Below are 17,438 nucleotides of genomic sequence, written 5' to 3'. Positions count from 1 at the left end.
AAGTCAGGAATGGCTCACACCGGCGTTACGTCCGCGCAGGAGGCCATGTGGCTCGCGCAGGAGCTCGCCCCTGACATCCCGAACAACGTGGTGACCCTGTGGGAGGTCGACGGCGATCTGGACGTCTCCCTCTTCGGTGCGGCGCTGCGGGCCGCCGCGGCCGAGTCCGGGGCGCTGACCGTGAACTTCCGCCGGGACGGGGACGCGCTGCGACAGGTCTCCCGGAACCCCGGGGGCTGGGAGCCGTTCGCCCTGGACGTGAGCGGCGCGGAGGACCCCGACGACGCGGCCCGCGCCCTGGTGGCCGAGTCCGTACGGCGTCCCTTCGACCTCGCCGGCGACGCGCTGTTCCGGTTCGGCTCGATCCGGCTGGGACCGGCCCGCCACCTCGTGGTGATCGTCTTCCACCACATCCTCACCGACGCGTTCGGCGTCCTCACCGTGCTGTCCCAGCGGATCGCCGAGGTGTACCGGGCGCTGCACGCGGGTTCCGCCGTACCGCCGGCGCCCGCGAGCTCGCCGGCCGACGCGGCGTCGAAGGACGCCGCGTACCGGGCGTCCGGGCGGTTCGCCGACGCCGAACGGTTCTGGCGGGACTACCTGGCGGGCGAGCCGACCCCGGCGCGGCTCCCCGCCGGGGTCCGGCCCGCCGGCAGCCCTGCGGGCGGGTCGGCCGGCGCTCCCGCCGACGCCTCGGCCCCCTCCGCCTCCCCCTCCGCCGGCCCGGGGGCCGCGGCCCGGTACTGGGACGGGCTCACCGAGCCGCTGGGCATGACCACCTTCACCGCCACCGTGCCGGCCGCCGAGCACGCCGCCTGGGCCCGCGCCGCCGAGCCGCTGGGCACGAGCGTCCCGGACCTGCTCGCCGCGGCGGCCACGGCGTTCCTGCACCGGGTGTGCGATCTGCCCAGGCCGCTGCTGACGATCACGGTGAACCACCGCACCGGCGCCACCCGCCGCGCGCTCGGCATGCTCTCGAACCGGCTGCCCCTCCAGGTGGAGGTGGCGCCCGCGGCGGACCTGGCGGAGCTGGCCGACGCGGTCGGCCGGGAACGGCGGCGGGTGCTGCGGCACGCCCGGCACGAACTCGCCCTGATCAAGCGGGCGGCGGGGCACGTGGGCGGGACGCGCGGCCCGTTCGGCGCCATCGTCAACGTGATTCCCTTCGTCGAGACGCTCGACCTCGCGGGCAGCACGGCGCGCTTCGCGGGCGGCACGTTCGGCCTGGTCGACGAGGTCATGGTCTGCGCGTACACCGACGGCCGGGCCGACAGCGACCTGTTCGTCCGCTTCGACGCCCCCCGGTCGCTGTACGACGCCCGGGACGTCGCCGGCCTGGCGTCCAGGTTCACGGCCTTCGTCCGCGCGGCCATGGCCGAACCCGGCACGCCCGTCGCCGCGTTGGGCCTGCTCGGCGCCGGGGAGCGCCGCGCGCTGCTCGCCGGATGCGCCGGCCCCGCGGCCGCCCCGGCGGACACGACCCTGGCGGAGCTGCTGGAACGGCAGGCCGATGCCACCCCCGACGCGATCGCGGTGAGGTACGAGGACACCTCCCTGACGTACCGCGAACTGGCCGAACGGTCCGAGCGCCTGGCCCGCGTCCTGGCCGAGGGCGGCGCCGGGCCCGAGCGGTTCGTCGCGGTCGCGATCCCCCGCTCGCCGGAGCTCGTCGTCGCCCTGGTCGCCGTGCTCAGGGCGGGGGCCGCCTACGTTCCGGTCGACCCCGACTACCCGCGCGACCGCGTGGAGTTCATGCTCTCCGACGCGGCGCCGGCGATGCTCGTGACCGTCAAGGGCACGGCGGACCTGCTGCCCCGGACCGGCATCCCCGTGATCACGGTCGACGAGACCCCGCCCGCCGACGGCCCCGACCCGGTCGTGGCCCGGTCCGTCGGGCACCCGGCGTACATGATCTACACCTCGGGGTCGACCGGCTGGCCCAAGGGCGTCGTCGTCACGCACGGCGCGATCGTCAACCGGCTGCTCTGGATGCAGGACCGCTACCGGCTGGACGCCTCCGACCGGGTGCTCCAGAAGACCTCGGCGTCCTTCGACGTGTCGGTGTGGGAGTTCTTCTGGCCGCTGATCACCGGCGCCACCCTGGTGGTGGCACGGCCGGACGGGCACCGCGATCCCGCCTACCTCGCGGAGCTGGTCCGGCGGTCCGGCGTCACCACCCTCCACTTCGTCCCCTCGATGCTCGCCGAGTTCACGGCGGAGGCGGCCGCGGCCGGCTGTACCGGCCTGCGCCGCGTCATCTGCAGCGGCGAAGCCCTGCCGGCCGAACTCGCGGCGGAGTTCCACCGGGTGGTCGGGGCGCCCCTGCACAACCTGTACGGGCCCACCGAGGCCGCGGTCGACGTCACCGCCTGGCAGTACCGGCCCGGGGCGCCGACCGTCCCGATCGGGACGCCGATCCGCAACACCGCGCTGTACGTGCTCGACAGCCGGCTGCGGTTGGTCCCGCCCGGGGTGCCCGGCGACCTGTACATCGCGGGCGAGGGGCTCGCCCGCGGCTATCACGGCCGCGCGGGCCTGAGCGCGGAGCGTTTCGTCGCCTGCCCGTTCGGCCCGGCCGGCCGACGCATGTACCGTACGGGCGACCTGGCGCGCTGGAACGCCGACGGCGAGCTGGAGTTCACCGGCCGCGCCGACCAGCAGGTGAAGGTGCGAGGCTTCCGCGTCGAGCCCGCCGAGATCGAGGCCGCGCTGGCCGCGCACCCGGGGGTGTCCCGGGCGGCGGTCCTGGCCCGGCCGGGCCGCGGCGCCGACGGTGCCGTCCAGCTCTTCGCGTACGTCGTGCCCACGGCCTGCGCCGGACCCGGCGGGGCCGGCGCGGACTGGGACCTGCACGCCGGGCTGGACGCGGCCGGACTGCGGGGCTTCGTCGCGGCCCGGCTGCCCGCGCACCTGGTGCCCGCCGCGTTCGTCGTACTGGACCGGCTGCCCCTGACCGCGAACGGCAAGCTGGACCGGGCGGCGCTGCCCGAGCCGGAGTACGCCGGCCGGGCCCACCGGCCGGCCCGCACCGCCGAAGAGCGCGTACTGGCGGCCGCGTTCGCCGAGGTGCTCGGGATGGACCGGATCGGGGTGGACGACGACTTCTTCACGCTCGGCGGCGACAGCATCCGGGCCATCCAGGTCGTGGCCCGCGCCCGCGCGGCCGGCCTGGCGTTCAGCCCGCGCACCGTGTTCGAGTGTCGTACCGTCGCCGCGCTGGCCGCGGCCGCCACGCGGGACACCACGCCGCCGCCGCCCGTCGAACCCGAGGGCGGCGGCGTCGGTCTGCTGCCCCTGCCGCCGATGGCACGCATCGTCGCCGAGCACGGCCCCGGGCTGGACCGGCTCGCCCAGTGGCTGGTGCTGGAACTGCCGGACGGCATCGACCTCGACGGCCTCACCGCGACCGTGCGCGCCGTCCTGGACCGGCACGACGCGCTGCGCTCGCGCCTGACCGGCGACGGGCTGCTGGTGCACCCGCCCGGCTCCCCCGACGCCGCCGGCCTCGTCAAGCGGGTGCGCTGTCCGGGCGACTGGCGCGGTGCCGCGTGGCAGACGCTGCTGCGCGCCGAGGCGGCGGAGGCGGCGGACCACATCCGGGCCTCGGAGGGCCGGATGCTGCGGCTGGTGTGGTTCGAGCCGGTGACCGCGGGCCCCGGAAGGCTGCTGGTCGCGGCCCACCACCTGGTCGTCGACGGGGTGTCGTGGCGGGTGCTGCTCCCCGACCTCGCCGAGGCGTGGCGGCAGGTCCGCGCCGGTACGGCCCCGGCCCTGCCGGCGGTGGGGACCTCGCTGCGGCGGTGGCTGGGCGCGCTGGCCGACGAGGCGGTGCGGCCCGGACGGGAGGCGGAGCTCGGGCTCTGGCGCGATCTGCTCGCCGCCCCCGTCGCGCCGGTCGGGTCCCGGCCGCTCGACCCGGCCGTGGACGTCGCCTCGACGGTGGAGACCGTACGGGTGGAACTCCCGGCCGACCTCACCGACGCCGTGCTGGCGTCGGTGCCGGCCGCGTACCGCAGCGGCGCGGACGACGTCCTGCTCACGGCCCTGGTGCTGGCGCTGGCCCGTCACCGGCGGGGCGTGACGGACGGCGCGGCCGTCGTCCGGCTGGAGGGGCACGGCCGGCAGGACGAGCTGCTCCCGGGCGCGGACCTGTCCCGTACCGTCGGCTGGTTCACCACCGCGCACCCCGTCCGCTTCGACCTCTCGGGGATCGACGTCGACGAGGCGATCGCCGGCGGGGCGGCCGCGGGCGAGGCGCTGGGGCGGGTGAAGGAGCAGCGGCGCGCGATTCCCGACCACGGCATCGGCTACACCCTGCTGCGCCACCTCAACGACCGCACGGCGCCGGTGCTGCGCCCGTACCCGGCGGACGAGATCGGCTTCAACTTCCTGGGCCGCTTCTCCTTCGACGGCCCCCGGGCGGGGCGCGGCGCCGGGTGGACGCCGGCCCCGGAGTGCCCCGAACTCGTCGCGGCGCCGGGCCCCGACATGCCGGCGCCGAGCGCCCTGGAGCTCAACGCGCTGGTCACCGACACCGGGGACGGGGCGCGGCTGACGGCCCTGTTCTCCTTCCCCACCGGTGTGCTGTCCGCCGACGAGGTCCGCGAGCTGTCCGGGACCTGGTGCGCGGCCCTGCGCGGCCTGCGGGCCCTGGTGACAGCGGGAGGGACCGGGATGACGCCGTCGGACGTCGCGCTGGTGGACGTCGGCCAGGCCGAACTGGACACCTGGAAGCGGCGCTTCGGACGGGTGGCCGACGTGTGGCCGCTCACCCCGCTCCAGGCGGGTCTGCTGTTCCACACGATGCTGGGGGACACCTCCGAGGGCTACCGCACGCAGTTCGTGTTCCGGCTCGCCGGTCCGGTGGACGCGGACCGGCTGCGGGCCGCGGGCCAGGCGCTGCTGGACCGCCATCCGAACCTGCGGGCGGCGTTCCTGCCCGGCGCGTCGGGTGACCCCGTACAGGTCGTGGTGGACGGCGTCCCGCTGCCCTGGCGGCACGTGGACCTCACCGGGGTCCCCGGGGCGCCGGAGCGGCTGGAGCGCGTCCTCGCCGAGGAGCGGGACGCCCGCTTCCGCCCCGACAGCCCGCCGCTCCTCCGGCTCACCCTCGTCACGCTGGGGCCGGACCGGGCCGAGCTCGCCCTCACCGCCCACCACGTGCTGTTCGACGGCTGGTCGGTCCCGCTGATCGAGCGGGACCTGATGCACCTGTACGCGGTGGGCGGCGGCGCCGCCGATCCGGCGCGCCCGCACGGCTACCGGGACTTCCTGGGGTGGCTGTCGCGGCAGGACCGGGAGCGGTCGGCCCGGGCGTGGGCCGGGGAGCTGGCCGGTGTGACCGGGCCGACCGTCCTGGCGCCCGCGGCGCCCGCGACCGGGACCGGCGGCGGCAACGGGCAGGTCGACGCGGCCCTGACCCGCGAGGACGCCGCCCGGCTGGCGCGGCGCGCCGCCGAGTGGGGGGTCACCCCGAACACCCTGGTGCAGGCCGCCTGGGCCGTCGTACTGGCCGGGCTGACCGGGGGCGACGACGTGCTGTTCGGTACGACGGTCTCCGGCCGGTCGGCGGAGCTGCCGGGGGTGGACTCGACGATCGGCCTGTTCATCAACACGGTGCCGGTACGGGTGCGGTGCACGCCGACCGACACCGTCGCGGAGCTGCTCGGGCAGGTGCAGGACGCCCAGGCCAGGCTCCTGGACCACCACCACCTCGGGCTCGCCGACATCCAGCGGTCCACCGGGCTGACCTCCCTGTTCGACACGCTGGTGGTGTTCGAGTCGTTCCCCGTGGACCGGACCGGCCCCGCGGCGGCGGCCGCGCCGGCGGACCTGGCGGTGACCGGCATCCGCCCGTACGCCCCGCCGCACTACCCGCTGACCGTCATCGCGGCGGCCGATCCGCTGCTGCGCATCTCCTTCCAGTACCGGCGCGGCGTCTTCCGGCACGCCGAGGTGGAGGTGATCGCCGACCGGCTGACCCGGGTGCTGCGGCAGTTCGCCGCCCGTCCCGGGGCCGTCGTCGCGGCGATCGGCGTACTGACCGACGAGGAGCGGGAACAGGTCCTGCACCGCTGGAACGACACGGCGGCCGCGCTCCCCGCGGCGACCGTTCCGGAGCTGTTCGCCGCACGGGCGGCGGAGGCTCCGGACGCGGTCGCGGTCGCATCGGACGGGCAGGTGCTGACGTACGGGGAGCTGGACGGGCGGGCCAACCGGCTGGCGCACTGGCTGATCGGGCAGGGGGTGGGGCCCGAGTCGCGCGTGGTGGTGCTGCTGCCCCGCTCGCCCGACCTGGTCGTGGCGCTGCTGGCGGTGTGGAAGGCCGGAGGCTCGTACGTGCCGGTGGACCCGGAGTATCCGGCCGCCCGGGTGCGGTCCGTGGTCGAGGACAGTGCGGCGGTGCTGGTGCTGGACCCGGAACGGCTGGCCGGCGCGGACCTGTCCGCCCTGCCCGGGCACGCCCCGCGGACCACGGCCGGTCCGGGCCACGCCGCTTACACCATCTACACCTCCGGCTCCACGGGGAAGCCCAAGGGCGTGGTCATCGAGCACGGTTCCCTGGCGAACCTGCTGACCGGCATGCAGGAACGGTTCCGGCTGTCGCCGGACGACCGGATGCTGGCCGTCGCCACCGTCGCGTTCGACATCGCGGTCCTGGAGCTGTTCCTGCCCCTGCTGACCGGGGGGCGGACCGTGCTGGCCGGCAAGGACCTCCTCACCCGGCCCGACGCGCTGCACGAGCTCGTGGACCGTGCCGGGATCACCGTCATGCAGGCCACCCCGGCCCTCTGGCAGGTGCTGGTCGGCCACGCCCCGGCCTGCCTGACCGGGCTGCGCGTGATCACCAGCGGTGAGGCCCTGCCCCCGTCGCTGGCGGCCGCCCTGTGCGAGCGCGCCGCCGAGGTCACCAACCTCTACGGGCCCACCGAGGCCACCGTCTACTCCACGGCGGCCCGGCTCGGTCCGGGGTCGGCCGGCATGCCCCCCTCCATCGGCGGGCCCGTCGCCAACGGCCGGATCCTCGTCCTCGACCGCACCCTGCGTCCCGTGCCGCCGGGGGTGACCGGTGACCTGTGGATCGCCGGGCACGGCCTGGCCCGCGGCTACCACGGCCGGCCGGACCTGACGGCGGAGCGGTTCGTGGCGAACCCGTTCGGCCCGGCGGGCACGCGCATGTACCGCAGCGGGGACCTGGCCCGCTGGACCCGCACGGGCGAGGTGGAGTACCTCGGCCGCTCCGACCACCAGATCAAGCTGCGGGGGTTCCGCATCGAACCCGCCGAGATCGAGCACGTCCTGACCCGGCACCCGGCCGTCCGCCACGCCACCGTCATCGCCCGCGAGGACCGGCCGGGCGAGCGCCGGCTGGTGGCGTACCTGGTGCCGGAGGCCGGGGGCGGGGTGCCCCCGGTGGAGCGGTTGCGGGAGCTCGTCGGGGAGCGGCTGCCGGCGTACATGGTCCCGGCCGCGTTCACGGTGCTCGCGGAACTGCCGTTGACGCCGAACGGGAAGCTGGACCGGTCGGCCCTGCCCGCGCCCGAGTTCGACGGGGACGACTACCGGGCCCCGCGGTCGCCGCGGGAGGCAGCCCTGTGCCGCCTGTACAGCGAGGTGCTCGGCGTGGAGCGGGTCGGCATCGACGACGACTTCTTCGTCCTGGGCGGGCACTCGCTGCTCGCCACCCGCCTGGTGGCGCGGGTGCGCGCGGAGCTGGGCGTGGAGGTCCCGATCGGGACCCTGTTCACCGCCCCCACCGTCGCCGAGCTGACCGACCGTTGGACTGACATGTCGGCCTCTTCCCGAAAGCCGCTGCGCAGGATGAGCGAAAGGTAGAAACACCATGATTCCCCTCTCGTACGCCCAGCGGCGGATGTGGTTCATCAACCGCTTCGAGGGCACGTCCTCGACCTACAACATCCCCCTGCTCCTGCGGTTCACCGGCGCCCTGGACACCGGTGCGCTGCGTGCGGCGTTCCTGGACGTGATGACGCGCCACGAGGTCCTGCGGACCGTGTTCGGGGAGGTGGACGGCCGGCCGTTCCAGCGGATCCTCGCCCCCGGCGCGTTCGAGCTGCCGTGGAAGGACTGGGGCCGGGTCGCCCCCGACCGGGTGCCGCGCGTGGTGTCGTCGGTGACGGGCAGCTGGTTCGACCTGTCGGCCGACGTGCCGCTGCGGGGCTGCGTCGTCCAGAGCGGTGAGGACGAGCACCTGCTGGTCCTGGTGATCCACCACATCGCCGGGGACGGCGGATCGCTCGCGCCGCTGGCGCGGGACGTGTCTCAGGCCTACCGGGCCCGGGTGGCCGGCCGGGCGCCGGACTGGACGGAACTGCCCGTGCAGTACTCGGACTACGCGCTGTGGCAGCAGGAGCTGCTCGGGGACGAGTCCGACCCGGGGAGCGTCCTGTCGGTGCAGACGGCGTACTGGCGCCGGGAGCTGGCGGGGATCTCGAAGCCGCTCCCGCTGCCCCTGGACCGCCCCCGCGCCGCGGTGGCGAGCTACCGCGGCGGTTCGGTGGACCTCGGCCTGTCGAGCGAACTGCTGGCGCGGGTCGAGGAGCTGGCCCGGGCCCGCGGGGTGACGGTGTCGATGGTGCTCCAAGCCGCCGTGGCCGTACTGATGCACCGGCTGGGCGGCGGCGAGGACGTGACGGTCGGATCGCCGATCGCGGGCCGCACCGACGAGGCGCTGAACGACCTGGTGGGATTCTTCGTCAACTCGTGGGTCCTGCGCGTGCCGTTGACGCCGGAGCGGACGTTCGAGTGGGTGCTGGGCCAGGTGCGGCAGAAGGCCCTCGCGGCGTACGACAACCAGGACGTGCCGTTCGAGCGGCTGGTGGAACTGCTGCGGCCCGAGCGGTCGACCGCCCACCATCCGCTGTTCCAGGTCGTGTTCGCGTGGCAGAACAACGTGGCGCCGGTCCTGGACCTGCCGGGCCTGACCGTGTCGATGGAGCCCATCCCGACGGGCACGGCGAAGTTCGACCTCTTCTTCAACCTGGCGCCGGACGAGTCGGACGGATCGGCCACGGGGCAGATCGAGTACGCCACCGACCTCTTCGACCCCGAAACGGTGGAGGGGATGGCGGCGCGGTTCGTCAGCCTGGTGGAACAGGTGGTGGCCGACCCGGCGACCACCGTCGGCGAGGCCGGCGGCCCGCCGTCCGGGGCCGCGCGCGGGCACCGCCCGGACGACACCGCGGACGACACCGCGGACGCGGCCGCGGAAACGGCCGCCGCCCGGGCGGACGGCGCCGTGCTCGACGCCGACGAGCGCCGGAAGATCCTCGTCGAGTGGAACGACACGGCCCGCGACTTCCCCTGTCCGGGTCCGATGCACCTGCTCTTCGAGGAGCAGGCCGGCTGCCGCCCCGAGGCGATCGCCCTGCGCTGGGCCGAAGGCACCATGACGTACGGCGAGTTGAACGAGCGGGCCAACCGGATCGCCTGGGACCTCAAGGAACGGGGCGTCGGCCCGGAGACCGTCGTCGGGATCGGCGTCCGCCGCGGCCCGGTCATGATCGCCGCCGCTTTCGGCGTGCTCAAGGCGGGCGGGGCGTTCCTACCGCTGGAGCCGTCGCTGCCCGCCGACCGCGTCGCCGGCATGCTGGCCGACGCCGGGGCGGAGCTCGTACTGTCCACGTCGGACACCGAGCACTGGGACGTCCCGGACGGGGTCGGGCTCGTCGAGGTGGACCGGTTCGAGGCGTCGTCGGCGGCCCACTCCCCCGGCTCCGCGCGCAACCCGGAGCCGGTCGCCGGGCCGGACAGCACCGCGTACATCATCTTCACCTCGGGCAGCACCGGGAAGCCCAAGGGCGTCTCGGTCACCCACCGCCCGGTGCACAACCTGCTCAACTGGGCTTACCGCACCTTCGGGTTCGGACCCAAGGACGTCGGCCTGTGCGTCACCTCGCTGGGGTTCGACCTCTCCACCTTCGACATCTTCGGCCTGCTCGGCTGCGGCGGCGGCCTGTACATCGCGGACGCGGCCCAGCAGCGCGACCCGGACGTACTGCTCGACCTGCTGCTCACGGAGCCGATCACCTTCTGGAACTCGGTGCCGACCACCCTCAACCAGCTGCCCCCCCTGCTCGCCGCGCGGTCCGTGGAACCGGGGAGCCGGGGTACGGGCAGCCTCCGTCTGGCCTTCCTCTCCGGCGACTTCACCCCGCTGTCACTGCCGGACGAGATCCGCCGGGTGTTCCGCAACCTCGAAATGATCAGCCTCGGCGGAGCGACCGAGGCCACGGTGTGGTCCAACTACTTCCGCATCCGCGACATCGACCCGCAGTGGCGCAGCATCCCGTACGGCCGGCCCATCGACAACGCCCGCTACTACGTGCTCGACGACGCCATGGAACCGGTACCGGTCGGTGTCGAGGGCGACCTCTACATCGGCGGGGACTGCCTCTGCACCGGCTACGTCAACCGGCCCGAGCTGACCGCCGAGCGCTTCGTCCGCGATCCGTTCGGCGACCGGGAGGGCGACCGGCTCTACCGGACCGGCGACCGCGCCTGCTTCTTCCCCGACGGGAACATCTGCTTCCTCGGCCGCGCGGACAACCAGGTGAAGCTGCGCGGGTTCCGCATCGAGCTGGGCGAGATCGAGCACACCCTGGCCCGTCACCCGGCCGTCCGCCAGGCCATCGTGACCGCCCGCGAGGACCAGCCCGGGGACCAGCGGCTCGTCGCCTACGTCGTCGCGGACCCCGGGGCCGCGGACGGCGTGCGCGAGGCCGGCGACCAGGTCGGCGCGTGGCAGGAGGTCTACGACCAGGCGTACCTGGACGCGGCCGGCGCGGAGCTCGGCGAGGACTTCACCGGCTGGACCAGCTCCTACACCGGCGAGCCGATCCCGCTCGACGAGATGCGGGCCTGGCGGGACGCGGCGGTGGAGCGCGTCCTGTGCTGGTCGCCGGGCCGCGTCCTCGAACTGGGCGTCGGCTCCGGGCTGCTGCTCGCCCGTATCGCGGGCCGGGTCGAGTCGTACTGGGGCACCGACTTCTCGCCCTCGGTGATCGGGCGCCTGCGGCGGCAGGTCGCGGAGGCCGGCCTCGGCGACCGCGTCGAGCTGCGGTGTCAGGCCGCCGACGACCTCTCCGGCCTGCCGCGCGGCACGTTCGACACGGTGGTGCTCAACTCGGTCGTGCAGTACTTCCCCGACGAGCACTACCTGCGGCAGGTCCTGGACGGCGCCTGGGAACTGCTCGCGCCGGGCGGCAGGATCGTGCTCGGCGACATCCGGCGGGCGGGCTCGCTGCGCCTGCTGCAGACGGCCGTCCAGCGGGCGAAGCACCCCGACGCGGCGCCGGCCGTGCTGCGCAGCGCGGTCGACCAGGCCGTCCTGCTGGAGAAGGAACTGGTCGTCGACCCCGAGTGGTTCCTGCGCTGGGCGGAGCGGACCGGCGGCGGTACGGGCGGCGCAGGTCCCGTCGGCGTCGACGTCCGGATCAAGGACGGCACGGCCCGCAACGAGCTCACCCGCCACCGGTACGAGGTCGTGCTGCACAAGCCGGCCGCCGGGGCGCCCGGCGCGGTGCGGCGGCTGGACGCGGTGCCGTGCCTGCCGTGGGACGGGGACCTGGACGCCCTCGCCGACCGGGTGCGCGACCACGGGGAGCCCGTCGTGCGCGTCGTCGGCGTGCCGAACGCCCGCCTGACGGGAGAGGCCGCGGCGGCGTGCGAGCCGGACGGCGAGGACTCCGCCGCACCCGGGACGGCGGCGCTCGACCCGGGCGCGCTCCGGGCGTGGGCCGCGGGGCACGGCTGGGACGCCGTGGCGACCTGGTCGGCGGAGGCGGTCGACCGGTTCGAGGTGGTCCTCCACCGGGCCGCCCCGCAGACCGGCCTGATCACCACCGGCACCTACCGGCCGGCGGCCGGGGAGCGCCCGCTGGTCAACGACCCCGCGGCGGGCGGCGCCGTCACGGCGCTGCTGCCCGTCCTGCGCGCGTACCTGCGGGACGCGCTGCCGGAGTACATGGTCCCCGCCGCGATCGTGCCGATCGCCGGCGTGCCGCTGACGGACAACGGCAAGCCGGACCGGCGCGCCCTGCCCGTGCCGGACTACTCGGCCGCCGGCGCCGGCCGGGCCCCGTCCACGCCCGAGGAGGAGTCGCTGTGCGCGCTGTTCGCGGCGGTGCTCGGGCTCGACCGGGTCGGCGTGGACGACAACTTCTTCTCCATCGGCGGGCACTCGCTGCTGGCCACCAGGCTGGTCAGCCGCATCCGCGCCGTGCACGGCGTGGAGATCCCGATCCGGGTCGTCTTCCAGGAGCCCACCGCCGCCGCACTGGCCGCGCACCTGACGGCCGGAAGCGACGTACGCCCGCCGCTGCGGCCCCAGGACCGGCCCGAACGGCTGCCGCTGTCCTTCGCGCAGCAACGGCTGTGGTTCATCCACCGCTTCGAGGGCCCGTCGGCGACCTACAACATCGCGCTGGCCCTGCGGATGCGCGGTGAGCTGGACGCGGCGGCGCTGCGCCGCGCCGTGCACGACGTCGTGGTGCGGCACGAGGCGCTGCGGACCGTGTTCGGCGAGGCGGACGGACAGCCGTACCAGCAGGTCCTCGCACCGGCCGTGGTGCGGGTCCCCTGGCAGGAGGCCGCGGTCACGGAGGACGGACTGCACGGCGCCCTGCACGAGGCGGCGCGACGGCCGTACGACCTGGCCGACGAGATACCGCTCCGCGCCTGGCTGTTCCGGATCGGTGAGCAGGAGTCGGTCTTCATGATCGGCGCGCACCACATCGTCTCGGACGGCTGGTCGCTGCTCCCCCTCGCGGAGGACCTGACCACGGCGTACGAGGCGCGCCGCGCCGGCCGGGCGCCGCAGTGGGAGCCGCTCCCGGTCCAGTACGCGGACTACACCCTGTGGCAGCGGCGGCTGCTGGGGGACAGCGGAGACCCGGGCAGCCTGTACCGGCGCCAGCTGGACTACTGGACGACCCGCCTGGCCGGGCTGCCGGAGACCGTCGGCCTGCCCGCGGACCGGCCGCGGCCCGCGGTGGCCTCGTACGCCGGCGCCGTGCTGCCGCTCGTCCTCGACGAGCGGCTCACCGAGGGCGTCCGGCGGGTGGCCCGGGAGACCGGCGCCACGGTGGCGATGGTGCTCCAGGCGGGCATGGCCGCCATGCTCACCCGGCTGGGCGCGGGTACGGACGTGCCGATCGGCTCGCCCATCGCGGGGCGCACCGACGAGGCGCTGAACCGCCTGGTCGGGTTCTTCGTCAACACGTGGGTGCTGCGGGCGGACACCTCCGGGAATCCCGGCTTCACGGAACTCGTCGGCCGGGTCCGGGAGTCGAGCCTCGCCGCGTACGACAACCAGGACATCCCGTTCGAGCACCTGGTGGAGGTGCTGAACCCGGTGCGGTCCTCCGCGCACCACCCGCTCTTCCAGGTGTGCCTGGCACTGCAGAACAACGCCCGGCCGGAGTTCGCGCTGCCGGGCCTGGCGGTGACCGAGGAGCCGTTCGCCATGGGCGCCTCGCGGTTCGACCTGTTCGTCAGCCTCCGCGAGGTGGACGACGAGGGCGGGGCGGCGCGGATCACCGGGTCCGCGGAGTACGCGACGGAGCTGTTCGACGCCGCGACGGTCAGCACGCTGATGGAGCGCTGGCTGCACTTCATGCGCCGGGTGGTCGCCGCGCCCGACACGCCGATCGGGGCGGTCGACATCCTCTCCGACGACCAGCGCGCGGCGCTGGCCCGGTGGGGCGGGGAGGGCCGCGGCGCCGGCTTCGCGGCGGGCACGGTCCACCAGCGGTTCGCCGACGCCGCCGCCGCGCGTCCGGACGCGACCGCGCTGCTCTCCGCGGACGGGGAGCAGAGCTGGACCTATGCCGACCTGGACCGCTGGGCCAACCGCATCGCCCACCGCCTGCGGGACCGCGGCGCGGTCCCGGGCAGCCGGGTGGCGCTCGTGCTGGAGCGTTCGCCGCTGCTGGTCGCGGCGATCCTCGGCGTGCTGAAGACGGGGGCCGCCTACGTGCCGGTCGACCCCGGACACCCGCGCGAGCGCCTCGACTTCGTCCTCGCGGACCTGGATCCCGCCGTCGTCGTGGACGCCGCCTTCGCCGGGGAGGACCTCGCGGACTGCCCGGACACGCCGCCCGGGGACGGCGGCGTCGGGGAGCGGGGCGTCGCGTACGTGATGTACACGTCGGGCTCCACCGGCCGCCCCAAGGGGGTCGAGGTGACCCACCGCAACGTGGTCGACCTCGCGCTCGACGGCTGCTGGGCCGGCGGTGCCCACCGGCGCGTCCTGGTCCACTCGCCGCACACGTTCGACGCGTCGACGTACGAGCTGTGGGCGCCGCTGCTCGGCGGCGGCACGGCGGTGGTGGCGCGCGCGGGCAGGCTCGACACGGCGGATCTGGCCAAGGTCGTCGCCGAGCGCGAGGTGACCGGGCTGTGGCTGACCGCCGGGCTCTTCGCCGTGATGGCCGAGCAGCACGCGGAGTGCTTCACCGGCGTCGCCGAGGTGTGGGCGGGCGGCGACGTGCTGTCCCCGGTCGCCGTCCGCCGGGTCCTCGACGCCTGCCCGGGCCTCACCGTGGTGAACGGCTACGGTCCGACGGAGACCACCACGTTCGCCGCGCGGTACCGGATGCCCACGGCGGACCTGTGCGCCGACCCGCTGCCGATCGGCGGGCCCATGGACGGCACCCGGCTGCTGGTCCTGGACGACCGGCTGCGGCCGGTGCCGCCCGGTGTGGTGGGCGAGCTGTACGTCGGGGGCGACGGCGTGGCCCGCGGGTACGCGGGACGTCCCGGCCTGACCGCCGAGCGGTTCGTCGCCGACCCGTCGGGGCGGCCGGGGGCGCGGATGTACCGTACGGGCGACCTGGTGCGCTGGGAGTCGACCGGGCGCCTGCAGTACGTGAGCCGGGCCGACGACCAGGTCAAGCTCCGCGGCTTCCGCGTGGAGCCGGGCGAGATCGAGGCGGTGCTGCGCGAGCGGGACGGCGTGGCGCACGCCGTCGTGGTCCCGCGCCGGGACCGGCTCGGTGAGCGCAGCCTGGTCGCGTACGTGGTGCCCGACGCGTCGGCGCCCGGCGAGGGCGACGCCGTCGACCACGTCGGCGAGTGGCGCGGGATCTACGACGACATGTACGGCGGGACCGCGGTCGACCGGAGCGGGGTCGGCGAGGACTTCACCGGCTGGAACAGCTCCTACACCGGCGGGGCCATCCCGCTGCCCGAGATGCGGGCGTGGCGCGAGGCCGTGCTGGGGCGGGTGCGCGCGCTGCGCCCGGAGCGGGTGCTGGAGATCGGCGTCGGCTCCGGCCTGCTGCTCGGACCGCTGGCCTGCGAGGTCGGGGAGTACTGGGGCACCGACTTCTCGGCGCCCGTCATCGAGCGGCTGCTCGCCCAGGTCGCGGCCGACCCGCGCCTGTCGGACAAGGTGTTCCTGCACTGCCGGCCCGCCGACGACCAGGACGGACTGCCGACGGGCTTCTTCGACACGGTGATCCTCAACTCGGTCGTGCAGTACTTCCCGGACGCCGGCTACCTCACCCGGGTGCTCGACCTCGCGATGGACCGGCTGGCGCCCGGCGGCCGCATCGTGATCGGCGACGTCCGCAACTACCGGACCCTGCGCCCGTTCAGCGCGGCGGTCCACCGTGCACGGCAGCCCGACGACGGCCCGGCCGCCGTGCGGGCGGCGGTCGAGCGGGCGGTGCTGGGCGAGAAGGAACTGCTCGTCGATCCGGGGTACTTCACGCGGTGGGCCGAGGGACGCCCGGACGCGGTCGCCGCCGACATCCGGCTCAAGGGTGGCGCGGACCACAACGAACTCACCCGCCACCGCTACGAGGTGGTGCTGCACAAGGAGCCCGGCCGGGCGCTGCGCCTGGCGGACCTGCCGGTGGTGGTGTGGGGTACGGACGTACGGGAGCCGGCGGACGTGGAAGCGGCGCTGGCCCGGCACGGCGGCCACCTGCGCCTGACCCGGATCCCCAACGCCAGGCTGGCCGGGGAGGCCGGTGAACGGGGCGCTCCCGCCGAGTCCCGGGGGCTGGTCGACCCCGCCGTACTGGAGGCGTGGGGAACCGCGCGGGGGCTCGCGGTGTACTGCACCTGGTCGGCGGAGGCGGCCGACTGCTTCGAGGCGGCCGTGGTGCCCGACGTCGACGCGGCCCGCCTCGACGGCGTGTACCGGCCGGCCGGCACTCCCCCGGCGCGGCTGGTGAACGTCCCCGCGGTGTCCCGCCGCGTGTCGCGGCTGCCGTCGCGGCTGCGTGAGGAACTCGGGGTGCGGTTGCCGGAGTTCATGATGCCCGCCGAGATCATGGTCCTCGACCGGCTGCCGCTGACCGAGAACGGGAAGGTCGACCGCGCCGCGCTGCCCGAGCCCGACCCGACGGGCGGCGAGTACCGCGCGCCGCGCACGCCGCGCGAGGAGGACCTGGTCGCGCTGTTCGCCGAGGTGCTGGGCGTGGACCGGGTCGGCATCGACGACGACTTCTTCGCCTCCGGCGGGCACTCGCTGCGGCTGACCCGCCTCGTCTGGCGCATCCACGAGAAGCTCGGCCTGGACGTGCCGATCCGGACCGTGTTCCAGTACCCCACGGTGGCCGAGCTCGCGAACCAGCTGTCGGCGGACACCCAGGTGGGCTTCGAGGACCCGTTCGCCGGGCTGCTGCCGATCCGCACCGAGGGCGACAACCCGCCCCTGTGGTGGCTCCACCCGGGCGGCGGACTGAGCTGGCCCTACATGGGCTTCGCACGGCACCTGGACGCCTCCTGGCCGCTGTACGGCATCCAGGCGCGCGGCTTCGACGGCACCACGCCGTCGGCCGCCTCCATCGACGAGATGGTCGACGACTACCTCCAGCAGGTGCTGGAGGTCCAGCCGAGCGGCCCGTACCGCCTGCTGGGCTGGTCCTTCGGCGGCACGCTGGCCCACGCCATGGCGGCGGAACTGCAGGCGCGCGGGCACGAGGTGGCGCTGCTGGCGCTGCTGGACGCCGCGCCAGCCGGACACTTCGCGGAGCTGGAGCCGGTCGACGAGGCGATGGTGCGCACGTTCCTCGGCAACTACATGGGGCACCTGGCGGGGATGGAGGAGTACCCGGCCCTGGTGGGCACCGCATCGTCGATCTTCGTCCAGCAGATGGAGCAGATGCGGCGGTTCACCTCGCCTCGGTACCGGGGCGACGTCGTCTTCTTCAACGCGCTCCTGGACCCGGAGACCCACGACAAGCGGCAGCTGGAGGTGGAGCTCGACGTGCTGTGGCAGGACCACATCGACGGGCGGCTGCTGCGCACCGACATCGCCTGCGCCCACAACGAGATGTACTGGCCGCGGAACGCGGCGGAGATCAGCCGGGTCCTGAACCGGATCCTGCGGGCGGCGCAGTGAGCCCCGCCCGCCGGACCTCCGCCCCTCTTCCCCGCCGGGGCCCGGCTCCGAGCCCGGCCCC

At 75.1% G+C, this 17,438-nt stretch carries 2 protein-coding genes; both read left to right on the top strand.

Going from position 1 to position 17,438, the window contains the following annotated elements:
- Nucleotides 1-9: 9 nt before the first annotated feature.
- Complete coding sequence (locus tag ACFWTC_RS19065) at nt 10-7,836, top strand: amino acid adenylation domain-containing protein (RefSeq protein ID WP_384028107.1); 7,827 nt, start codon at nt 10-12, stop codon at nt 7,834-7,836.
- A 7-nt stretch (nt 7,837-7,843) separates the two neighbouring features.
- Nucleotides 7,844-17,377 (top strand): amino acid adenylation domain-containing protein, encoded by a 9,534-nt coding sequence (locus ACFWTC_RS19060; protein WP_384028108.1) that lies wholly within the window; start codon nt 7,844-7,846, stop codon nt 17,375-17,377.
- Nucleotides 17,378-17,438 lie beyond the last annotated feature (61 nt).

Source organism: Streptomyces sp. NPDC058619, assembly GCF_042717785.1.
Classification (GTDB): domain Bacteria; phylum Actinomycetota; class Actinomycetes; order Streptomycetales; family Streptomycetaceae; genus Streptomyces.
This window is presented reverse-complemented; position numbering and strand designations above follow the sequence as displayed.